Origin of the sequence: Paenibacillus sonchi (assembly GCF_016772475.1) — a bacterium.
Lineage (GTDB): Bacteria > Bacillota > Bacilli > Paenibacillales > Paenibacillaceae > Paenibacillus_AQ > Paenibacillus_AQ sonchi.
This window is the reverse complement of sequence record NZ_CP068595.1, coordinates 7,122,926-7,145,895: the sequence shown is the minus strand read 5'-3', so window position 1 is coordinate 7,145,895 and position 22,970 is coordinate 7,122,926. Positions and strand designations below refer to the sequence as shown.

Below are 22,970 nucleotides of genomic sequence, written 5' to 3'. Positions count from 1 at the left end.
AATAGCGTGATTACAGATGCGGGGTGACCCTATATGAATGTGCTAAAAGACAAAAAGGCATGGCTGATTTTCATCCTGCCGGCTTTGATATTTTATCTGGGAACAGTCTTTGTCCCGATTATCCAGTCCTTGAAATACGGGTTTCAGCAGTGGAACGGCATTCAGGAGCCGCGCTACATCGGCCTTGATAATTATATCGCGATGTTCAAAGATTCGTATTTCTGGAATTCTGTGCAGAACAATCTGGTCTACGTAGTGATTGTGGTATTTATGCAGGTGTTCATCGGCTTGTTTTTTGCCCTGATGCTCTCCTATGTCACCAAAGGCGCAGGAATCTTCAGAACACTGTATTATCTGCCGGCGGTTGTTGTAACCGTAGCTATTGCGCAAATGTTCCGTAATTTCTATTCCCTTCAGCCTCTCGGTCTGCTGAATATGTTCCTGGACTGGGTGGGACTCAGCCATCTTCAGTCCGCCTGGCTCTCCAATCCCCATACGGCATTGATCGCGGTGTCGATCCCTGAGGGGTGGCGGTTTATCGGGATGTATATGGTTATCTTTTATGCGGCGCTGATTGCGATCCCCAAAGAAATTGAAGAAGCGGCTACGATTGACGGTGTAAGCGGCTGGCAGCTGATTCGTTATATTAAGCTTCCGAGCATCATGCATGTGCTGAGCCTGTCTTTGATTATGTGTACCACAGGGGCTCTGCGTGGCTTCGATATTCCTTATATCATCGGTGTGCCGGGATCGGCCACAGAGCTGGTTACCACCTACATGTATAAGCAAGCGTTCTCGACCATCCAGTATGGATACGGAAGTGCGATTGCCGTGTTCATCGTTATCGAAAGTCTGCTCGCGGTACTGATCATCCGGGCTGTTTTTAATTCAAGGAAAGGAGATGCCTGACATGCTGGCGAAGAAAAAGCTCTCCTCTTCTCTGCTGTATATCCTGGTCATTGCGATTCTGCTGGTTCAAATCTACCCCGTAGTCTGGCTGATGCTGTCCAGCTTCAAATCAAGCATCGAGCTGACGACACAACCGTTTGCAATGCCTTCGTCCTGGTCGTTTGAGAACTATGCCAGTGTATTCCGGGAGAGCAGCCTGCTGCTGTATATCAAAAATACCGCTATTGTGACCTTTGTCTGCCTGGCATTGATCATCTTCCTGAGCGCGACCGCAGGTTTTGCCCTGGTCAAAATGATCAACCGGCTGAATTCGAAGCTGCTGCTGTTTTTTACGATCGGCATTATGATTCCGATTCAGGTTACCCTGATTCCGCTCTTTATTATGTACAAAGATTACGGCCTGCTGAACTCGTATCCGGCACTGATCCTGCCGCAGGTGGGTTTCGCGCTGCCTTTGTCCATTCTGATCTTCACCAGCTTCTACCGGTATGTGCCGGGCGAGCTTATTGAGGCTGCGGTAATCGACGGCTGCAACATCTATCAGGTTTTTTTCCGGATTATTTCGCCGCTTACCATCAATACAACCATTACGGTGGCATCGATTAACTTTATTTTTATCTGGAATGATTTCGTGTTCTCCAATACGTTCACCAATGATAAAGCGTACAAGACGATTGCCGTCGGGCTGCAGGAATTCATCGGCGCCTTTGGGGCTACAGATTGGGGCCAGACCTTCGCGGCGATCAGCATCAGCATTATTCCCATTATTGTTACTTACTTGTTCCTGAATAAATATGTGATGGCCGGTGTGTCAGACGGTGCAGTCAAAGGATAAGGATAAAGATAAGGATAAGGAGAAGATAAACCATGCAATCGATGAATCAGCTGTTTGGCCGAATGAAAGGCAAGAGCAGAGCAATTACAGCGGAGAATCCGCGGGGTCTGAAGGGGCAAGGCGGCCAGGCGGAAGGCCCTCTGGGTGTTGCCCGCAAAGGCAAGGCGTTCATTTCGCTCGCACAGGGAGAAACCGCAACGCTTGTTGATATTGAAGGACCCGGAATCATTCAGCATATCTGGATGACCGTTACCGATAAGACTGAATCCGGCTGGTTCGTCCTCCGCGACCTGGTGCTGCGCATGTACTGGGACAATGAAGAACAACCATCCGTTGAAGTGCCGCTGGGCGATTTCTTCTGCAACGGATTTGGAGCGCGGGCGGTTGTCAATTCACTGCCGGTAGTGGTGAATCCGGTCGGCGGCATGAACAGCTACTTCGCCATGCCCTTCCGCCAGGCGGCCAAAGTGACCATTACAAATGAGCATCCCCAGAGCATTGAGGCGTTTTTCTATCAGTTTGACTATATGCTGGTGGATGAATTGGATAAGGATACCGAGTATTTTCACGCCCAGTACCGCAGAGAAAATCCCACGGTCCTGAGGCAGGATTATACCCTGATTGATGGAATTAAAGGAAGAGGCAAATTTATCGGCACCTATATGTCCTGGACTTCTCTATCCCGTTATTGGTATGGTGAAGGTGAAGTGAAATTCTATATCGACGGTGACCGGGACTGGCCGACGATTTGCGGTACCGGGGCAGAGGATTATTTCGGCGGTGCCTGGGGTTTTGTGAAATATGACAACGGAAACCCGGTGCAGGAGCAGACGTATTCCACCCCGTTTATGGGTTTCCCGTATTTTGCAACGCGGGATGATACCCGGTCACACATTTATGACGGTGCGGCTTGCCCGATGCGGGGGTTCTACCGCTGGCATATTCTTGATCCGATTCTGTTCGAAGAGGACCTGCGGGTGACCGTACAGCAGATAGGACATGACGGCCAAGCCTTATTTGAACGCAGTGACGATATCAGCTCGGTCAGCTACTGGTATCAGACGGAGCCGCATCAGGCATTTCCGGAATTTCCGGCAGTGATGGACAGACGTCCGCGGTAAGCGCTGAGGCAGGTTTCCAAGTAAATTCGCAGAGGTGCAGCACATGGCAAAACAAAGAGTTACTTTAGTACAGGTCGCCAAAGATGCAGGCGTGTCGCCGGCAACGGTCTCCCATTTCATGAACGGCAATTTTCACCGGATGAGACCGGAAACCCGGGAGAAAATAAGCGACTCGATTACGAAGCTCGGGTACCAGGCAAACCCTGTTGCCAAAAGCCTGATTACGGGCAAAATGTATACCATCGGCCTCGTTCTGTCGAACAGCACTTATGACGGATATTTCGAAGATTTATATTTCCTGCACTTCGCCAAGGTGCTGAAGCAGCAGCTGAAGACTATGGGCTACAAGCTGATCCTTCTGGACTTTGATGAGATCTTCATGAATATCCAGATGGTGGATGGAATTATTGTAAAAGCAACCCTGGAGACGGAGAAGTTCATGCCGAGGCTCATGGATCTCAACGTTCCGGTCATCACCATCGGCCGGCATAATTTATCCTACGGGGCGCATATTGTCCGGGTGAACGATTATCAGTGCGGCCAGACGGGAGTGGACCATTTAATGTCCCGGGGGTATCACAAAATTATTATTCTGACCTATCCGCATGGGCAGGTCCCCGGATTCGACGACCGGTTGAACGGCGCCTCCCAGTCTATGCAGGAGAAGGGCAATCTCACAACAGTCATTACCGGAGATATGACGGAAAGCTTCGGTTATGAAACGGTGATGCAGCTGCACACCAATGGCCAACTGCCGCAGGCATTGTTCTGCCTGAACGATATCTCTGCCATCGGGGTGCTGAAGGCCTGCAAGGATCTGAACCTGTCCGTGCCGGAGAACCTTGCTGTGCTCGGTGTGGATGACATGCCGACTGTATCGGAGCTGCTCAGTCTGTCAACGATCCGGCATCCGATCAACGAGCTGGCACTGAATGCCTCGGAGCTGATAATTCAATCGGTTGAAACCAAGGGGGAGCCGGTCCAGCCTGTTGACCGGATGTTCCCCATTGAGCTGATGGCAAGGCATACCAGCTGAGCAGGGATACAAGAAATACATGAGGATAGAGAGGAGAGGCTGTCGAGAGGTTTTCGGCAGTCTTTTTCTAAAAATAAATGAAACCCATGCCGTTGTTGGAGCGAAAAAGCTCAGCGGATCATTTGCCGTAAACTTGCCGTTCTTATAGACAACTCCGAAAGTTCTGCTTCTTGACTGTGACAGGGCCTCGCTTATCGTGGTGAAAGGATGCGGCATGAATCTTCTCCTTTGCTGTGCATGGATTAGCGGCTTGCAGTGCCTTTCTTCATTATTCAAGAAACAGAGGGGAAGGCTATAGGAGAAGTTTTGGATGATGGAAGAATTTATAGCGCTTTCATAGCTGGCTTGAACTTGTGTACTGGATGGCAAGAGCAAGGGGGATATATATATTATTGTTTCATGCTCAGGGGGACGGGTAAATTAAAAGTGCAACAAAAATACTCAATACCCGAAAAGGAGCGAATTCGAAATGGCACAGAACAACCAGAATGATCAAAAGATGAGCCGCGAAGAAGCGGGACGTAAGGGTGGCGAAGCCACGGCAAAAAATCATGACCGTGAGTTTTATCAGGAAATTGGAGAAAAGGGCGGAGAAGCCCGCAGCCGCAACCAATCAGGCAGCAGCGGGAATGATGGCAAAATGAGCCGTGAGGAAGCGGGACGTAAAGGCGGAGAAGCCCGGGCCCGTCAACGTGACAATTAAGTAAGCAACCCAATTCATATATTATAAGTACAAGGCCAGGTTCTCTCAGGAGGACTTGGCCTTGTTTACTGTTTTAGGCAATGTGGGACCGGTCCAGCCGATCCCTGTAGCTGAAGAGGGACTCATCCATAATGAAACGCAGAAAGGTGGGGTCTGCCTCTGTAAGCAAGGAAACAGCATATGCCCACGCATTTTCCTCGATTCTTAATCTGATTTCGGCTTCTTGCCTTTCTGTCAGAGGCCTGTCCAGTGCTGCCGCAAGCAGCTCCAGCTCCTGGTCTTCGGAATGCCCAAGCTCGTGGGCTAATACAACCGCAATGTATTCCTTCAGCCGGAGTGGTGAACCGAACAGCTCACAGCATTGTCTGACAATCTCTTCTTTATATAGGAAAATGGTATGGCTGGCTAAATGATATTTGCCGCCAACTAACCGGTTCTCTTGGAACCTGGGTTCCAGTATTACCTGCACCTTGCTGTTAGAGAGGGCCAGCAGCTCATTGACAGTCTGATTAAATAATTGGTCTTCCAGCTTGCCTCAACCTGCCTTATCAAAAAGTATAGCATTATATTAATCTAAAATTTTTAGTAACTCCAGTGATTTTGACAGAAAAATGTTACTGTTTATTGAAATTTAAAAGTTAGCCAACATGGTGCTGGCACTTTCGGCCATGCAGCCGCAGCCAGACGGAGGTCAACCGATCCAGATCCGCTGTGTTTCGTGGTCGCCGGAGTTTCTGCCGATCATAATATCGAATTCCCCGGGCTCGAAGACAAGCTGGTCATCCTTGCCGTAGAACATCAGCATCTCTCTGGTGATTTCGAACGAGACCCTTTGTTTCTCATGCGCTGCCAGGGATAATTGGCGGAAGCCCTTCAGCTCTTTGACCGGACGCACGACACTTGCGCTGACATCGCGGATATAGAGCTGGACGGTTTCCTTGCCGGCGATGTCCGATGTATTTTCTACCTCAATGGAGGCGGTGATCCGGTCAGCGGTTTCAACAGCAAAGCCGCTGTAAGTAAAATGGGAATAGCTCAAGCCATACCCGAAGCAGAAGAGCGGATCATTGGGACAATCCAGATAACGGGTTACATAACGCACTTGCGGATACTTGGGATCATAAGGGCGCCCTGTCTGAAAAGCATTGTAATACACCGGAATCTGCCCCACCGTGTAGGGAAAGCTCATGGATAAACGCCCGGACGGATTGTAATCCCCGAACAGCGCATCTGCGAGTGAATTTCCCGACTCTGTACCCAGAAACCAGGCCTGCAGCAAGGCGTCGCTGGCTGCAAGGATCGGGTTCAGCTCCAGCGGCCGCCCGCTGAATACAATGGTGACGACCCTTTTGCCGGTATCCTTCAGCCGCCAGATCAGCTTCTCCTGATTGGCCGACAAGCGCAGATTGGACTTGCTGCCGCCTTCCCCGGTATCCTGCTGGTTCTCGCCGACGGCAGCCAGAATGACATCGCAGTCCTTCAAGACGTTATATGCTTCCTCCGTTTCATCCTCCACATCGAAGAACCCCTCCAGCATACTTCCCAGCTCGCCGGTCATGGCCATGAGAATATCCCCGGCTGCGGTTTTTTGCCTGATTCCGGAGTAGAGCGAGACGGCGGAATCCCTTTCCTTCCCGGCCCAGCCGCCCAGCACGCGGACAGAAGCAGCGAAGGGGCCGGCCAGGCCGATCTTCATCCCCCGTTTCAGCGGCAGAGTCTCATTGTCATTTTTAAGCAGCACAACCGAGCGGGCTCCAAGCTCCCGTGCAGCCTGCAGATGCTCCTTGCAGGGTTCAGCGGCTTCATCCACCGCAGGATCGGCATCCTTGAACGGATTCTCGAACAGGCCCAGCGCATCCTTGAGCTCCAGAACCCGGATAACGGCTTCGTCAATCCAGGCAGGATCAAGCCTGCCCTGCTGTATCAGGTCTGCGCCATGATTCAGATAGTGGGTGGACATCATCTCCATATCCAGCCCGGCCGCAAGGCTGTTCTCTGCGGCTTCGCCGCCATCCTGCGCAGCCCCGTGGGGAATCAGCTCATTGACGGAATTGAAGTCGGCGATGGTAACGCCGCTGAAGCCCCATTCCCCGCGCAGAATCCCGCGCAGAAGCTGCTGATTGCCGGTTGCCGGTAAGCGGTCTACCGTATTGAAGGCCGCCATCACCATAGCTACTCCGGCATTTACAGCTGCTTGATAAGCAGGCAGATAATACTCACGCAATATTCCGGAGGACATATCCACCGTGTTGTATTCCCGGCCGCCTTCGGGCGCGCCGTAACCGGCGAAATGCTTCACACAGGCGGCGATGCGTCCTTTTTCCTTCAGGTTCGTCCCCTGATAGCCGCGGACCATGCTTTCGGCAACCCTGGCGTTCAAATAAGGGTCTTCGCCGGAGGTTTCCATGACGCGGCCCCAGCGCGGGTCGCGTACGAGATCGGTCATCGGCGAGAAAGTGACGTGAATTCCGGCCGCCGCGCTTTCCCTGGCCGCGATCTCGGCGAATTTTTCACAGGCCTCCAGATCAAAGCTGCAGCCCATGGCGAGCGGAATCGGCAGGATGGTCCGGTAGCCGTGGATGACGTCCGCCATGAAGAGCAGAGGGATCTTCTGGCGGCTTTTTTGCAAATGCTGGGCCTGCATCCCGATGACATTCCTGGCTCCAATGCCATTCAGGACGCTTCCGATACTCTCCATTACATGCGGCTCTATGTTCAGTTCCTTGAACGGCCCCGTTAAATCCACGGTATCGTCCAGACCCCAATAGTGAGGACCCAGCTGGGTTAATTGAGCCAGCTTTTCGTCCAGCGTCATATCATTCACAAGATCCTGGATAAACGGTTTGGTCATGGTCAACTCCTTCTTCCTTGGCACATTGGAAAGTTATTGTGATAGATAAGTTGAACTTTGCAAGTTCATCTTAGATAGATGTGCAGTTCCCTGTCCGCAAGCTCAGGCACCGTTCGTTTGGCAATGCTTGCACCCCTGGACGATACGGGTTGGAGAGGCTCTGGACGGGAACAGCCACGCCTTCTGCCCGCAGCTCAGGTGTGCGGGACGGACCTGAACCGATGTGATAAACAAAGGTCAGGATGCAGCCGAAGCATTGGTAGGTGAAGTGCAGTCCGTCCAGGCCGGCCGGCAGAACCGGGTCCATAATAAGGCGGTCTGCCGTGAAGCGGATGCCCAGAATGCCCGAAATGAGCTGGTTCAGATAAATGCCGGGGCCGCTGGAATACAGCCGCCAGCCGCCTTTGACTTCCACGCTGCCGGTGCGCAGCTGATCAAAATGCTCGTGATAGCTGTAGCGGTCGGGGAATTCACCGTCTGAACTGCTGAAATACATATTGCTCTGGCGCCGTTTCGCATTAGGCACGTTCTCTTGGATCAGGATCGGATTAATCTGGAACAGCCCTTTCCAGGCGCGGTCTGCTTCACCGAGCTTGGCGGCCGCCTCAAGATACCGGATATGGGCATGCACATACTGCAGGCTGATTTCACGGCCGACATTGGCCCCCTGCTCGGCACGGCGGAAGATGGTGCTTACTCCGCCTGCATACCGGGCCGGTCGGTCCACCAGGCGTACGCCATCCGGGAACTGCAGATGCTCATCGATCAGGCGCAGATTGGCTGCGGCTTGTGCCGGGTCCACCAGCTCAGCAATGATGCTGCGTGTCATGGGCAGCAGGCGGTAACGGATTCCGGTCTGATGGTCCTGCGGATGAAGCATATATTCGATGGCCCCGGCCTCCTTGAAGTAAGCAAAGCCGGCGATGACCCCATCCTTAATCAGCAGCGAGTGGAAGGAGGCCTTCATCCGCTCCGCCATGTCCGCAAGCTTTGCCGAGAATTCCGGGTCGAATGCCGTAACCTCCGCCAGGTTGCGGATGACCTGGAACGCCAAAGCAACCGTCCAGGCGCTGACCAGCTCAGTCTTCAGCGCTTCATCGGCTGGCTGCAAAGTATCATCCCAGTCGCCGCCGGCATAGGAGATGAGGGCAGTTCCCTTCAGGAAGCGCTTACAGGTTGTGTCTACTGCCGCCTTTACATGCTCCAGAACAGATTCGGCTTCCTGGCTGGGCAGAGCATCTGCCGCATGGTGATACACCACCTGTTCGTCAATATGACCTGTAAATGGAATCTAACGGGGAATTCATCACAAGAAATTATATAAAAGGGGGGAGGACAGTTTTCACAAAAAACGATATAGAAACGTTTTCATTACTGATTCACCTCGATCTTAGCGGCAAGATGGAAAAAAGTCAATCTTCTTTAAAGAAAAGACGTAATTACAAAATTTGACACAAAAATAGTAATTTTTGTCCTTGAAAAATAAAAAATAATTCAATTGACAGCGCATACATTTCGGGAGTATGCTCTTCGCAAGGGGAGTTCCAAGAAGAACATAGAAACGTTTCCATGTCATTCGCTGCGCTGTTTATCGCTCAAATTGGAGGTGGGCTTGTTGACAAGAGTTAAGCTGGCGGGCCGGAATATTGTCCGGGAAGTGATGAAGAATAAGGTTCTTTTCCTCATGCTGCTGCCTGTACTGCTGTATTTCCTGATCTTTCACTATGCTGTCATGCCTGGCGCTTATGTCGCATTCGTGGATTACAATCTCAATAAGGGGATTTTTGGAAGCGATTTTATTGGCCTGAAGAACTTCGAGTTCCTGGTGCAGAACGGTGATCTCTGGAATATTACGAAAAATACACTGCTCTACAACATTGTTTTCCTCGCCCTGGGGAATATCATTCAGATTGTGTTTGCCATTATGCTGTCTGAAATATCGGGCAGATGGTTCAAGAAGGTTTCCCAGTCTGTCATTCTCCTTCCCAACTTCATTTCCATGGTTATCGTCGGCGTGTTCGCCTACAATATCTTCAACTTCAACTCCGGTTTTATCAATACAATACTTGCGGGCGCCGGGCTGGACCGTTACGAGTTCTATTCCGATCCGGGCATTTGGAAGTATATTATCGTGGCCTTCAAGATATGGGCCGGAACCGGATACGGTATGATTGTCTATCTGGCTACGATCACAGGGATTAATCATGACTTGTATGAGGCGGCATATATGGATGGGGCCACCACCTGGCAGCGGATTCGCTACATGACCCTGCCGATCCTGAAGCCTACCTTCATTCTGCTCCTGTTGTTCGGGATGGGCGGCATTCTCAAAGGCTCCTTCGACCTGTTCTATAATCTGATTGGCACCAACTCCGTGCTGTATCCGCAGACGGATATTATTGATACCTATGTCTTCCGTTCGCTGGTGGGGCAATTCAACTTCTCTATGGGTGCAGCGGTGGGCTTCTACCAATCCTTATTTGGCCTGATTCTGGTGCTGGTGGTTAACTTTATCGTACGCAAGATCGAACCGGACAGCGCGTTGTTCTAAGCTCAGATACGAAACAGGGGTGATATCCGTGGAAAAAACAACCATCAAACAGGACTCCGGAAGCCTCATTGTCAAAGGGGTCAGTTATGTCAGCATCACCTTTTTTGCCCTGGTATGCCTATTTCCTTTTGCCCTAATGATCTCCTCCTCGTTCATGAACGAGCAGGAAATTGTCCGCGAGGGCTATAAGCTGCTGCCAAAGGAAGTCTCCCTCAAGGCTTACAAAATGCTGCTGGGCAACTCTACTCAGCTGCTGGACGCTTATCAGGTCACTATTATTATTACCGTAGTGGGTACGGTACTTGGATTGTTTATGATGTCGATGGCCGGGTTCGTGCTCAACCGCAAGGACTTCAAATACCGCAACTTCTTTTCTTTCCTGATTTACTTCACGACGCTCTTTAGCGGCGGCTTGATCCCAACCTATATTCTCATGGTCAAACACCTCCACCTGAAGGACAACCTGTTCGCTATGATTCTGCCGGGTGTGGTTGGCGCATGGTCCATCTTCCTGATGCGCAACTTCATGAAAGCGATTCCAGATTCCTTATATGAATCTGCAACTATTGACGGTGCCGGCGATTTCCGTATCTATTGGCGGATTTTCATTCCGCTTGCGGTTCCTTCCCTGGCTACGATTGGACTTTTCTCGGCGCTGGGCTTTTGGAATGAGTGGTATAACGGGATGCTGTACATGGACAGCCCCGATAAATTTCCGCTTCAATACTTTTTGCAGCGCATGGTCAACCAGACGAACCTTGGGGCTTTGATCAACTCGGGGGCGGTTATTAATACGGCTGATCTTCCAACGCAATCCATCAAGATGGCGACAGCGGTGCTGGCCACCGGGCCGATTATTCTCCTGTATCCGTTTGTACAGCGTTATTTCGTAACGGGCCTTACGATCGGGGCGGTAAAGGGTTAATGGACGTCATCTTATCAGAGGCGTTTATTATAAATGAAGGAATTCATAAATAGAAGAGAAAAGGGAGGCTTACTCAATGAAAGGTAAAAAACTTGCGTCTTCTTTAATCGCTGTCCTCATGCTTACCGGGGTATTGGCAGCCTGTTCATCCAAAAACAATGAGTCCGGCAATGCACCGGCAGCGTCGGGAACACCCGGAACGGCTGCTAACACCGGTGGAGTCGATACTTCGAAGGAAGCCAAGCTGGTGTATTATCTGTGGGGGAGTGAAGGGGTCGCCAATAAGGCTATTCTTGCCGAGATTAACAAAAAACTGAAGGCAGATCTCAATGCCAGTATTGAAGTAAAGTATATCGACTGGCCGGATACGGCGACCAAGTACCCGCTGCTGTTTGCTTCCGGCGAAAAGTTTGATCTGTCGCATGCCTCTCCGGGAGCGCCCGTGTCCTATTTTACATTGGCCAGTGAAGGCGCATTGGTGGATATTACAGATATGCTCGACAAAGTGGCTCCGAAGCTGAAGGCGGAAATCCCGGCCAGTGTCTGGGAAAATACCAAGTACAAGGGCAGAATTTATGGCGTTCCGAGTCTGTACAGCGAATACACGCCTACCGGCTATGCTTACCGTTCTGACCTGCTGAAGAAATACGGTATGGATAAAATCAGCTCGATAGATGATATGGTTAAATATATGGATAATGTGGTTGCCAATGAATCGTTCCCTCCAATTAACGGCAAAGCTGAAGATGCGCAGAATATGTACAGAATGCTGGTCGATACTACAGATATGTGGCTGAATGCACCTGGTATATCTTCAACCGAGCTTAACCTGGTGACCAAGAGTCCCGAGGATTATAAAACCGTCTTCCATCCGGCCTTCACCCAGGAGTTCGAGGATTGGGCCGTGAAGATGCGTGAATGGGCAGATAAAGGATATTGGAGTAAAGATGTGCTGTCTGCCACCCTTGGCGGCAAGGATAACTTCCGCGCAGCAAATTCGGCAGGTTATCTGACGCATGCCCAGGACTGGATCGGCCAGTATGGTGCGGATATGAAGGCGCAGCCGGAATCAGATCCTTACTTCTTCACATTTGCTGAAGCCAATAAAAAAATCAAACGCAAGATGGGCGTTGACAACTCGACCGTAATCAGCACCAACTCGGCCAATCCGGAACGCTCCCTGATGGTAATTGAGAAGTTCATGACCGATGAGAGCTACTACAATCTCATTCAATATGGAATCGAAGGCAAGCAATATGTTATGGACAACGGTGTGAGAAAAAACCCTCCGGGCTATAACGAAAAAACGGATGCCGGCGGCTTCTCGGCCTGGTCCCTGCGGAATGACAAATTTGTGGTTCCAAGCGATACAGAAAATCCAATCCGCAACTCCCTGTATGCGGAGTGGGACAAAGTCGCTATCGATGACCCTTACAATGGCTTCAGCTTTGATCCGTCGAATGTAAGCACGGAAATTGCCGCCATTTCCAACGTGAATTCACAGCTTGGCATTCAGCTGATGCTCGGCAAAACAAGCAAAGATCCCAAAGCAGCGGTTGCAGATTACCGCGAACAGCTGAAAAAAGCAGGAGTTGACAAGGTCATTGCCGAAGTAGAGAAGCAGTTAGCTGAATTTGTCCCTGTCAATTAAGGGGACGTTAACAGGTGTGGGGGAGCTATAGTCCGATATAGCTCCTTTACCCATAAATGGAGGAGTATTGTGGACGTAAATATCAAGGATATCGCGCGGATTTCAGGTGTCGGCATCTCCACGGTTTCCAGGGTGATCAACAACAAGGGACTGGTGAGCAAAGCTACACGGGAAAAAGTTCTGAGTGTGGTTAAGGAATACAATTATATTCCCAATTCCAACGCCCGGAATTTGAAAACTACGCAGTCCAAGAACATTGCACTCATGGTCAAGGGAATTACCAATCCTTTTTTCTCCAACATGATCAAAGAAATTGAGCGGCAGGTCAATCTGCGGGGTTACCCGTTTCTGATCCAGCAGGTAGAGGATGGTACGGATGAAATCAATGCGGCGATTCAGCTGGTCAAGGAGAAAAATCTTTGCGGGATTATTTTTATGGGCGGGACCTATAATCATTCCGAAGAGAAGTTCAAGCAGCTGACGGTTCCTTTTGTGCTGACGACAATTACTTCAACACAGGAGGTGGACCCCGCCATCTTCTCCAGTGTCATCATCAATGAATTGAAGGAAGCCTATAAGGCCACCAATTATTTGATCTCCCTCGGGCATAAGAATATCGGTTTTCTGGCCAAGTCTCCTTTAATGGATGAAACCACAGGCAACCGGCGGTTTTTGGGCTACAAAAAAGCACTGGAAGAGCATGGTCTGCCCTACGATGCCGGGCTGGTTGAGGATTGTGAATACAGTCCCAGCTCGGGATTCAATGCCGCGCGGAGACTGCTCAACAAGAATAAGGGACTTACGGCTATTTTTGCTGCCTCCGATACGATTGCCATTGGCGCGGCCAAAGCCGTGCTTACCGCAGGGCTGTCTATCCCGGATGACATCTCCATTCTTGGCTTTGACGGGATCGAGATGGCTGAATATTATCATCCATCCCTCGATACCATCAGCCAGCCGGGTACAGAAATGGCCCTATCCAGCGTAGGCGTCCTGTTTGACCTCATTTCCGAACGCTCAGGCAATCAGCATATTGTGTATGATGCGGTGCTGCTGAAACGCGGCTCCTGCAAGATGCTGGTGTAATGCATAATGCTGCTCCACCTGCATATTAAGCAGCACCTCCTGCGCGTGCCGGTATTCACCGGTGCGCGTTCGTTTGGATGATGACTTTTGAGCCAAGAAGTATTAACCAGTGAAGAAGACATGGGATCTTCTCTACCCACCGCTAATCCTCAGGTATTCTCATGAGCTGGACGGTTTGCTCCGCTTTTTCCGCTTTCTGATAAGGATCAATATAAACAGCAGCAAGGGAAGAACAATCTGGAAAACAGGGAAAAGGTAATTTAATACAACTTGCCGGCCTGTTACGATATGATGGGTATAATTTGGAGATAGGAAGGCCATTCCGTAAATTAGAATGGCTACAGGCACCACCCATTTTTTATAAGCAACACCGGTTATTTTTTCGAGTCCGATTACGGCACCATTAAAAAAAGCTCCCATTTTAACACCCAATCCAAGAAAAAGCAGCATGGTGAATAGAGCGTCCATCCGCTCAAACACTTCCGCCAAGTCAATCAATTGGACGGTTTCCAGAAGTGGCAGAGTGCTGTATAGCGCAATCTTTGGACCCAGGACAAAAATGTTCAATTGATTAATAAATGTTAGTGAGAGTGCTGTAAGGACATAACTGGTAATCACAGTTTTGTTGAGTTTTTTTTCGGTGCGGGCATAGGGGAAAAACACAAGAAATAATACAACCTGTCCGAACGGAAAAGAGATAATCTCCGGTAAAGCCGCATTAAGAACGGGCTTCCACCCGGCTTCCAAAACCGGAAGCATGAATTCGAAGTGGAAGATGCCGGTGACAGGAATCAGAATACTGATCAGGACATAACTAGCTAACATAATGGGGAAAAAAATGACACACATCAGAAACAATACTCTATGTCCATAACGGACTGAATTGGAAATAACCAGGATGACGATCAGCATGATAATCCATAGCGATGTCCGGTTTAACAAAGTCATTACCGTGATTTCGCCAAAATCGCGTAAATTCCGTGAGGCTTCATAGGCGAAGTAGCCCGCAAACAAAAGGTTCACGAATGTCCCCACATATTTCCCCATATAACGGCGGAACAATAGGAACAGATCTAAATGGGGCTCCTGGTGATGAATACTCAAGTGTATTAGGAGCATGAACAGACCGGCCAACGCCCCTGTCAGCATGGCTAACCAGGCGTCCTGCTTAGCTTCCCCCCTATAAAAAATAAGGTTGTACTGCCTACCTCGAATAATGAAATAGCTATGGCCAGTTCTGATACCCGGATTGTATTCCGTTGGCTCATTATTTCATCTCCTGTTTGTGTGAGTAATCCTTAATCATCTTCGGATTCGAGCAGCCGGCTGAATGAACTCTGAAATAAACCGGGCCGTTTCAGGTTCACTTTTACATCGACGTCCAGGTCCATGTTTGCTATTTCATCGGGCCAGCTTTCTTTTAATCTTTTCCAATCCTTGGGGGATTTGCGGTGGATTTTATTGCCGATTCCCACAAGGTCTATTTTTAGGTGCTGTACAGCTTTCCAGCCGTCCAGGATTTGCGTGCGGATGATCTGCTCTGCCTGCTGCTCCAGCTTCTTAACATCTTGCGTTTTTAATAGATCTTCATGTGTAGTGGTCTCCAAAAACTCACCTACAACCACTTTAGCCTTGACTTTTAATGTATAATGCAGGGCTTTTTTTACTGGTGTAACTTTAACCTTCGCGTTGCGGACCAGAAATGCGGACACATCGGTATCATCCTTACTTTTATAACTTAATATGGTCAAACGTATACGGTTGGTCAGCCAGGAGATTCCCATACTCTCGTTTTGCTCCAGTGTTCCAACCATTTTTGCCTTCTGGAAGACGCTTAACCCGGAAATTTTTAATTTACTGCTGGTCGAGGTCTGTTGGTATACACTTGCTGATTCCAAATTGGAGCTGTCAGTGCCTGTGATAGATACTTCTGGAACTCCAGCTGCGCCGCTGTCGGAACTGATGCCGAGCGCCAGTTCATGTACGGATGCCGAAGGATAAAACGAACTTAACTGCTTATTTTTTTGCAGGATATCGGATAACGCTCTGCCGGGAAGCTTCTCCGGGGGATCAGCTTATTCAAAAAATCTCTGGCTTCGCCATTGGCTACCAAGACCTTAACAGTTTCCCGTGCGTCAGGATTACGGTAATAAGTGTCCAGAATTTCTTCAATTCCGTTTTCTGCTGCTTGTTTGCCAATGATAAGAACATTAGTATGTGCAAAATACAGCTTACGCGGATTTTCCCGGTTGCTTTCCGCTAAAGCCCCTCTGATGGTTTTTCCATGTGCCGAGAAGGTATGCACAGCAGCTTGGGATCCGCCTCCGCCGGATGATCCGCCTGCGCCGGAAGCCATGGCCGGTGGAAAGATGACCTGGTAAGTGAGGGTCCAGTCCCCTTGCTGCCCATCAAACCCGGTTGCCGTTGTAATTCCTAATTCGTTCATTTCAACTCGGTTTCCGCACCCTGCAAGCATTAGAGCTGCAACAAGCAAAACAGTAACAACCCGGCGTCGGTGCACATAGATCTCTCCTTTAAGCTTTGGGATCAGGCTTGCCTGCGCGGTGGATAATGTTATTCGAACCGGTAGGATATTGTTGAGGAGCCTGTCTTCTTTTGTTAGATCCGGATTTTATATTGGGTCTTGTTTTCATTGCCCACCAAGGTACCCGGATAAGCAGGTCTTTCATGTTGGACTTATACATTGGGCTGTATGGCATTAGATAGTCAACGCCGAACGATTTTAGAGAGAGCAGATGAGCCAGAATAGGAACAATCCCTGCCATAATTCCGAATAAACCGAGGGTTCCCGCCAGCAGCATGAGAACAAAACGCAATAAGCGTACGGCAGTGGCCATACTGAAATATGGAATGACAAAGTTGGATATAGCCGTAAAGGAGACAACGATTACCATTGCACCCGAGACCAGGCCTGCTTCCACCGCTGCTTGGCCAATAACCAGGGCTCCTACGATGGATATGGCTGGACCAATCGCACGGGGCATCCGGACCCCTGCTTCACGAATCACCTCAAAGGTTAATTCCATCAGCAAGGCTTCGAGCAGAGCCGGAAAAGGAACCCCTTCCCGTTGGGCAGCCAGAGTGACTAACAGGATGGTGGGAATCATTTCCTGATGGAACGTTGTCAAGGCAATGAACAAGGAAGGAAGCAGCAAGGATACCAGGAACGATATCAGACGGATCACACGCAAAAAAGATGAAATATCGTAGCGCTGGTAATAGTCCTCGGCGGTCTGGAAAAAATTATAAAAAGTTACCGGGGCGATTAAGGCGAAAGGGGTCCCATCCACCAATACGGCTACTTGTCCATCCAGAAGGCTGCCGGCGACGGTGTCCGGGCGTTCTGAATTTAACATGGTAGGAAGGGGGTAAGCGGCGCATCCTGGATGAATTCTTCGATATAGCCGCTTTCAAGGATACTGTCTGTATCAATGGCCTGAAGCCGCTTAGTGATCTCCTGAACCACACCGGAATCGGCAATTCCTTCTATGTAGGTTACGATGACAACGGTTTGTGAGTATTGTCCGATGATATGGCTGTCGAACTTAAGATCAGGTGTCCGCAGCTTCCTTCTGATCAGAGTAAGATTGGTTGCGACATCCTCTGTAAAACCCTCTTTCGGCCCCCGGACCACACCTTGCGAAGTGGGTTCCTCCACGGCCCGTCTGACCCCGCCGGCAATGGAGACGGTCAGGGCAGATTGCAAACCATCTATTACAATGACGGCTTTGCCTGCAAGGACAGCTTGATAGATCTGATTTTGCGAATCAATCATTTCAATATTTCCTAGAGGCAGTGTTTGTTTTATCAAAGAAGCAACAAGATGTTCTTCTAACCGGTTCGAGGGGGCAGGGGCTATTTCTTTAACTAAGCTTTCAATAAGATCGGATAACAGACCTGAGTCAACCAGCCCATCAATATAACAAACGGCAAGAAGCCCGGCATGTTCAGAATGATCGGAAAAGTCCCGGATGGTAAAGTCAGGGCTTTGGCCCAGTTTCTTTTTAAGCGTGCGCAGGGTACTGGCTAAGGATGCATTTATAGGTTCGTTCAAGGCCTGATGTTTGGATTTTTCCGCATCCTGATTGGAACCTTTCGCTGGTTTCAACACATTTTTGATCCAGTGTTTTAGCATGATTAGCCCCCTCTCCTGTGTATACTATTTGCCGCCATTCCCAATTGTATACATTGCGGGCTATCTCCAAATGATCCGCTGAGCTGAAAGAAATACTATGGGCGGAACCGGCAGTTGCTAAGGTAGATTAAAGGAGATATTGATATGGAGGTTACAGAGCGGGGTTAAAAGGAGTGCTTGTCACGTTGCAGATGATTGGCGGGAAATGGAAGCCGCTGATCAGTGTCTGCTAGGGCTTCGATAGATGGTTAGGTGGAAAAAGGATCACTAATTCGCTTGAGCACCATGCGCCCCGCAGGCTAAGTGGAAAAAGGATAACTAATTCAGCTCACTTTGCTCCTGATGGGGTAATATTGCCCAATTAAGTTCCCTTTTTCCACTTAAATCTCTCAATTGTTGAGTTTCGAGGAGAAATAAGTTCCCTTTTTCCACTTGCTACTGATGTTGGTCGGTGTGCGGCTGATCAGTAGCCAAACTCACGCCGCCGTAGTCTGCTCCGCAGTGTGTCTGACCTTGGCGCGGTGGCTGAGCAGAAAGCCTGCAAGTGAAGCCAGCAGCTGCTGGAACACCATGCCAAGTACGACGGGAACGGCCACCGGAGCGGGGAAATAGGATACCGCCAGGACAGCGCCGGCGCTGATATTGCGCATGCCTCCATTGAAGATAAGGGCGACTTCATCCGCTTCATTCCAGCGTAATACCCTCGCCGTGAGGAAGCACAGGGCATAGCCTGTGGAAGCCAAGAGCACAATGACAAAGGCCAGGCCAACCAGATGCAGGCTGATGCCAGCTAAATACGGGGAAATGACAGAGCCGTTGATCATAATCACTGCAGCCATGAAAAGCTTGGAGAACGGGTTCAGTCTGGGACTCCAGACGGGAGCAACCGCACCTTTGGTCCATTCGTTAAGCACCATGCCGAGCAGGGAAGGGACGACAATCATCCAGAACAGACTGCTCATCATGGCGCCCGTGTCCAGCTCCACACTGGTTCCGATCAGCAGCGATAATACGCCCGGGACGACAAAGGGAGCCAGCAGCGTGTCGATCAGAATGATGGACAAGGTGAGGGCGGTATTGCCTTTGTAAATGCTGACCCAGATGAAGCTGCTTACCCCCGTTGGAATGACTGCGGCCAGCACAAGGCCCGTAATCGTGAATTCATCCGCGTGATACAGCACATTCCCGATACCTAAGGCAACCAGCGGCATGGCAATGTGCAGAATGAACAGACAGGCAAACAGGGGCAACGGCTTTTTGAGTACATTCACAAAATCCTTAAATCCCAGGCTGATGCTTCCGGCAAACGTCATAAACGCAAACAGCCAGGGAGACAGATAGGTATAAGAGGACAGTGCACTTCCGCAGAGCACGCCGGTCAAGACGCTTAATGGAGTGATCAGCGGCATCATCCGGTTGAGTGTACGGTTCACAGCAAGAAGCATGTCAGGACATCCTTTTTCTAGAAGTTCTACTTATTATACACCTTTTGCAGTCTGGCGGATGCCGGAAACATCTCTAGCCTCAGGCTCTGCTGATTCATTTGAATGACCAGCTGCGGTTTCCTCCACTTTTGAGCATCAAGATAAGCCTATGTTATAATCATTTACAACTTATAACATTCATGAGATGAAGCAGGAGGAAAGGAATGGAGGAACGAAGCAAGAGAAGGAAAGCCCAACGCGGAAAAGTCCGTACCCGAAAAACACTGCTCACCCTGTCGGCCGTGCTCGGCACTTGCCTGATCGCCGGCGCAGTCTATGCCGGAACGCTCTATTACAAGGCGGAACGGGCGCTTGACCGGATTTCGGCGGCAGGCTCTGCCCCGGGTGAGACAGCCGGACCGGCGTCACCCGTACCTACAGCTTCTGCAGCCGCTGCGGCTGTGGATGCAGAAGAGGAGAGCAAACCGCTGACCTTCCTGCTCGCCGGAGTCGACAACAGAAGCGGCAGCGGTGGAACGCTGAACACGGATGTGCTGATGCCGGTGGTCTATGAGCCTGTGAGCAGGAAGCTGTCCATCCTGTCCATCCCCCGGGATATGAAGATCGCAAGCAGTGAGATGGGGACACATAAAGCTAATTACTACTACGCTTATTATTACGCGCATAACAAGGGTGAGGATTTAAGCAAGACCAGAGAGTTCTACGGCGATATTCTGCAGATGGATATCGATCACATGATTCTGGTCAACTTCGAGGCGTTCAGCAGTATTGTGGATGAGCTTGGCGGGCTGGATATCGATGTGCCGATGGATATGCGGTATGTGGATAATGCGGACGGCACGAACATTAACTTGACAAAAGGGCGGCAGCACTTAAACGGCAAGAAAGTGCTGGATTTCGTCCGCTACCGTAAATCCAACCGCGGGACCGCCGAGTCCTCCGATATCTCGCGCAACGAACGGCAGCAGGAGGTGTTGAACCTCATCCTGGATAAGCTGGATTCGGTAAGCGGAATCGCCAGGTGGGGGAATATCATCGATATTCTGGGTGACAATATCCGCACGGATATCGGCAAGGATCAGCTGCGGGACTGGATTCTGAATTATCCGTCGATGAAGCCTGCGGCAAGTGAGCTGATTACCCTGGAATCGGGCTGGAAGAGTCCTTATGTCTATGCGAACAAGGAGGATTTGCTGGTCAAGCTGCCGAAGCTGCGCGAACCGCTGGCCCTGCCCGCATTGGATACCCGGAAATTGCTCCATGATTTTGGAATTGCCGAGTAGGCAGGGTTAACTTACATAGGGTCCGTTCATCTATACTATACGGTTACAATACATCACAATAATAAACGCCTAACCATTGATTGGAAGGGCGTTTATTTTTGCGGTGGCGGCAGACTTTCTTTGTTGCTTAGGAAATGATGCAATGTAAAAAAAGTGTGGAGATCCTGGAAAGGGTGATTTTGTGCAAAGATAAGAATTTCTATGCTTCACGCTATAAACTATCCTTCTATTTCCCGCTGAAACGGGTACCTGAAAGCGATACTCTGTATCGCTGCTTAGGAAGCATAGGCTCCTAATAAGGACGGTACCCGTTTCAGCTTGTTATGCAGGATTACACAATCAACTCGAACTTATCCCCTAATATGAGCTGCTTGGAGCGGTGGATTTTTTGTCCGTCCGGACTGGACACCGTGCTTCGGATGCTGAGCAGCGGATAACCTTCCTCTATATTCAAATAGGCGGCCACATCAAAGGAGGCATATTCCATGACAATATATTTTCTGGAATGCCCGAAGGTAACCTTGTACTTGCTCCGCAAAATTTCATACAGCGACTTGTCGTTCAAATCCTCCTGCAGCAAAAAAGAATAGGAAGAGGGAAAACGCGAATACTCCACCGAGATAGGGACGTTGTCGGCATAGCGGATACGTTCAATATTAATCACTTTGTCTCCGGGGTTCAGCCCCAGATGCTCCTGATCCGCTGCGGTGGCTTCTTCAATGACGCATTTGATGACTTTGGCGCCGGGCGTTTTGTTCTGCAGCCTGCATGTATCGCTGAACCCGATCGTCTCGGCAACATTTTTTTGAATTTTGTCTTTCGTTATGAATGTGCCTTTACCCGGAATCCGCACCAGGTAGCCTTCAGAGGTAAGTGCATCCAGGGCAGCCCGGACCGTTACGCGGCTTACCTGATTCGTTTCGCTTAATTCCAGCTCTGTAGGGAGTTTATCCCCCGGCTTCAGTGTACCGTCATGGATGGAGTCTAAGATCTTTTCTTGCAGCTGCTTGTACAGCGGCGATGATTCGGAGTGGTCTAGCATTCGTTTTATACCTCCAGGTTCGAAAATCGGTTATAAAATTTGCACTATGGCCGGATATGGTAAGGCCTAACTGGGGATCAGGATCGTCTGACATCTGACATCCGCCAAGTGAAATGTATTGAAATGTACTACATACATATCTCTATAGTATAACAATATGTACTATTTGTTAACAGTTTACATCCCTTTACCTTCCAAATATTGTCGCAACTGTTCCGGAATAGGGCTTGAACAAGAAATTTTTAAAAAATGAAAGCCTTCTCTTGATTCATGTATTATAATGTGTTAATCTCTGTTTAAGACATTCCCATACAAAAGCCGGCGCGGAATGGAATTCCAATAAATGTATCATACAAGGGGAGAGACAGAATGGATATGAAACAAATTATCGAGCAAATTACAGCGGATAAAAAAGAGGCTGGCGGCATCAAGCAGGTCTACTATGCAGCTTGCGGAGGTTCTTACGGAGCATTTTATCCGGCCAAGACGTTTCTTGAAAAAGAAGCCAAGGATATTAAAGTAGGCCTCTACAACAGCAATGAGTTCGTGCACAACACGCCTAATGCGTTCGGAGAAAATTCGGTGCTGGTTGTAGCTTCCCACAAAGGCAATACGCCGGAAACAGTAAAAGCCGCAGAACTGGGCAAAAAAGCAGGGGTACCGGTTATTGCGCTTACCTGGATTGAAGATTCTCCTATCACGGAATATGCGGATTACGTGGTCAAGTATACCTTTGGGGAAAATAAAGATATCGCCGGAGAGAAGACGATTCAAGCGCTGATGACTGCGGTGGAAATTCTGAAACAGACGGAAGGGTACGGGAATTACGACAAATTCCTGGACGGTGTATCGAGAATTGACCGGATTGTGAAGCAGGCCTGCAAGCATGTGGCGAACCGCGCCCTGACATTTGCCCGGAACCACAAAGACGATTCCGTGATCTATACCATGGCCAGCGGAGCGGGTTATGGCGCAGCTTACATGGAAAGCATCTGTATCTTTATGGAAATGCAGTGGATCAACTCTGCGAGCATCCATTCCGGAGAATACTTCCATGGACCGTTTGAAATTACGGACGCCGAAATTCCGTTCGTCATTCAGGTATCGGAAGGCAGTACCCGGGCGCTTGACGAGAGAGCGCTGAGCTTCCTTAACCGGTACGCCAAGCGGGTGGAAGTGCTGGACGCGAAGGATCTCGGTTTGTCTACCATCGACAGCTCGGTCGTCGACTACTTCAATCACTCCTTGTTTAACAACGTGTATCCTGTTTACAATCAAGCTTTGGCTGTGGAAAGAGAACATCCGCTTACCACCCGCAGATACATGTGGAAGGTTGAATATTAATCTCTGCTTATTTCAGCAGTCTTCAGAGGGGA

20 protein-coding genes and 1 pseudogene are annotated in these 22,970 nt (G+C 49.7%); 12 read left to right on the top strand and 9 right to left on the bottom strand.

Annotation, left to right across the window (positions count from 1 at the left end):
* Positions 1-33 precede the first annotated feature (33 nt).
* The 5 genes from JI735_RS32200 (at position 34) to JI735_RS32180 (ending at position 4,604) form a co-directional block, all read left to right on the top strand.
* Positions 34-909, top strand: coding sequence for a carbohydrate ABC transporter permease (locus tag JI735_RS32200; protein WP_039833283.1), 876 nt, complete (start codon positions 34-36; stop codon positions 907-909).
* 1 nt (position 910) lies between these two features.
* Positions 911-1,744: a carbohydrate ABC transporter permease gene (locus tag JI735_RS32195; RefSeq protein ID WP_039833284.1), complete on the top strand. Its 834-nt coding sequence runs from the start codon at positions 911-913 to the stop codon at positions 1,742-1,744.
* Positions 1,745-1,776: 32 nt separating this feature from the next.
* Positions 1,777-2,865 (top strand): glycoside hydrolase family 172 protein, encoded by a 1,089-nt coding sequence (locus JI735_RS32190; protein WP_051051527.1) that lies wholly within the window; start codon positions 1,777-1,779, stop codon positions 2,863-2,865.
* Positions 2,866-2,908: 43 nt separating this feature from the next.
* Positions 2,909-3,901, top strand: a complete 993-nt coding sequence (locus JI735_RS32185) for a LacI family DNA-binding transcriptional regulator (protein WP_039833285.1) — start codon at positions 2,909-2,911, stop codon at positions 3,899-3,901.
* Positions 3,902-4,370: 469 nt separating this feature from the next.
* On the top strand, positions 4,371-4,604 hold the full coding sequence (locus JI735_RS32180; RefSeq protein WP_039833287.1) for a KGG domain-containing protein: 234 nt from the start codon (positions 4,371-4,373) through the stop codon (positions 4,602-4,604).
* A gap of 73 nt (positions 4,605-4,677) precedes the next feature.
* On the opposite strand, the gene JI735_RS32175 is transcribed toward JI735_RS32180, so the two are convergent.
* The 3 genes from JI735_RS32175 to JI735_RS32165 all read right to left on the bottom strand — a co-directional run bounded on the left by JI735_RS32175 (position 4,678) and on the right by JI735_RS32165 (position 8,716).
* Positions 4,678-5,073 carry a hypothetical protein gene (locus tag JI735_RS32175; protein ID WP_051051528.1) on the bottom strand — a complete coding sequence of 132 codons (396 nt, stop codon included), beginning with the start codon at positions 5,071-5,073 and terminating at the stop codon, positions 4,678-4,680.
* A 222-nt stretch (positions 5,074-5,295) separates the two neighbouring features.
* Positions 5,296-7,455, bottom strand: a complete 2,160-nt coding sequence (gene bglX, locus JI735_RS32170) for a beta-glucosidase BglX (RefSeq protein ID WP_202676811.1) — start codon at positions 7,453-7,455, stop codon at positions 5,296-5,298.
* Between the two features lie 70 nt (positions 7,456-7,525).
* On the bottom strand, positions 7,526-8,716 hold the full coding sequence (locus JI735_RS32165) for a GH36-type glycosyl hydrolase domain-containing protein (RefSeq protein ID WP_233476153.1): 1,191 nt from the start codon (positions 8,714-8,716) through the stop codon (positions 7,526-7,528).
* Positions 8,717-9,061: 345 nt separating this feature from the next.
* Between JI735_RS32165 and JI735_RS32160 the strand changes: the two genes are divergently transcribed.
* From JI735_RS32160 to JI735_RS32145, 4 genes are all read left to right on the top strand, one after another.
* Positions 9,062-10,006 (top strand): ABC transporter permease, encoded by a 945-nt coding sequence (locus JI735_RS32160; RefSeq protein ID WP_411830019.1) that lies wholly within the window; start codon positions 9,062-9,064, stop codon positions 10,004-10,006.
* 28 nt (positions 10,007-10,034) lie between these two features.
* Positions 10,035-10,931 carry a carbohydrate ABC transporter permease gene (locus JI735_RS32155; protein ID WP_233184116.1) on the top strand — a complete coding sequence of 299 codons (897 nt, stop codon included), beginning with the start codon at positions 10,035-10,037 and terminating at the stop codon, positions 10,929-10,931.
* Positions 10,932-11,007: 76 nt separating this feature from the next.
* On the top strand, positions 11,008-12,582 hold the full coding sequence (locus tag JI735_RS32150) for a DUF3502 domain-containing protein (protein ID WP_039833294.1): 1,575 nt from the start codon (positions 11,008-11,010) through the stop codon (positions 12,580-12,582).
* A 69-nt stretch (positions 12,583-12,651) separates the two neighbouring features.
* Positions 12,652-13,668, top strand: coding sequence for a LacI family DNA-binding transcriptional regulator (locus JI735_RS32145; RefSeq protein WP_202676809.1), 1,017 nt, complete (start codon positions 12,652-12,654; stop codon positions 13,666-13,668).
* Positions 13,669-13,827: 159 nt separating this feature from the next.
* Here JI735_RS32145 and JI735_RS32140 read toward each other — a convergent pair whose 3' ends face one another.
* Complete coding sequence (locus JI735_RS32140; RefSeq protein ID WP_233476540.1) at positions 13,828-14,859, bottom strand: GerAB/ArcD/ProY family transporter; 1,032 nt, start codon at positions 14,857-14,859, stop codon at positions 13,828-13,830.
* A 107-nt stretch (positions 14,860-14,966) separates the two neighbouring features.
* Positions 14,967-15,452: a Ger(x)C family spore germination C-terminal domain-containing protein gene (locus JI735_RS36600; protein ID WP_233476539.1), complete on the bottom strand. Its 486-nt coding sequence runs from the start codon at positions 15,450-15,452 to the stop codon at positions 14,967-14,969.
* Between JI735_RS36600 and JI735_RS36595 the strand changes: the two genes are divergently transcribed.
* Positions 15,412-15,669 (top strand): hypothetical protein, encoded by a 258-nt coding sequence (locus JI735_RS36595; protein WP_233476551.1) that lies wholly within the window; start codon positions 15,412-15,414, stop codon positions 15,667-15,669. The two genes, JI735_RS36600 and JI735_RS36595, sit on opposite strands and share 41 nt — an antisense overlap.
* A gap of 7 nt (positions 15,670-15,676) precedes the next feature.
* Here the strand turns inward: JI735_RS36595 and JI735_RS36590 are convergent, their stop codons facing one another.
* From JI735_RS36590 to JI735_RS32125, 3 genes and pseudogenes are all read right to left on the bottom strand, one after another.
* Positions 15,677-16,114: a Ger(x)C family spore germination protein gene (locus JI735_RS36590; protein WP_233476151.1), complete on the bottom strand. Its 438-nt coding sequence runs from the start codon at positions 16,112-16,114 to the stop codon at positions 15,677-15,679.
* Between the two features lie 88 nt (positions 16,115-16,202).
* Positions 16,203-17,824: pseudogene (locus tag JI735_RS32130) on the bottom strand (spore germination protein).
* A 476-nt stretch (positions 17,825-18,300) separates the two neighbouring features.
* Complete coding sequence (locus tag JI735_RS32125) at positions 18,301-19,269, bottom strand: bile acid:sodium symporter family protein (protein WP_202676808.1); 969 nt, start codon at positions 19,267-19,269, stop codon at positions 18,301-18,303.
* 203 nt (positions 19,270-19,472) lie between these two features.
* Here JI735_RS32125 and JI735_RS32120 point away from each other — a divergent pair, with 203 nt between their 5' ends.
* Positions 19,473-20,552, top strand: a complete 1,080-nt coding sequence (locus tag JI735_RS32120; protein WP_051051531.1) for an LCP family protein — start codon at positions 19,473-19,475, stop codon at positions 20,550-20,552.
* Between the two features lie 331 nt (positions 20,553-20,883).
* Here JI735_RS32120 and JI735_RS32115 read toward each other — a convergent pair whose 3' ends face one another.
* A complete protein-coding gene (locus tag JI735_RS32115; protein ID WP_020427327.1) occupies positions 20,884-21,594 on the bottom strand; it encodes a GntR family transcriptional regulator in 711 nt (236 codons plus the stop codon).
* Positions 21,595-21,963: 369 nt separating this feature from the next.
* On the opposite strand from JI735_RS32115, the gene JI735_RS32110 reads away from it, so the two are divergent.
* On the top strand, positions 21,964-22,938 hold the full coding sequence (locus JI735_RS32110) for an SIS domain-containing protein (RefSeq protein ID WP_039833300.1): 975 nt from the start codon (positions 21,964-21,966) through the stop codon (positions 22,936-22,938).
* Positions 22,939-22,970 lie beyond the last annotated feature (32 nt).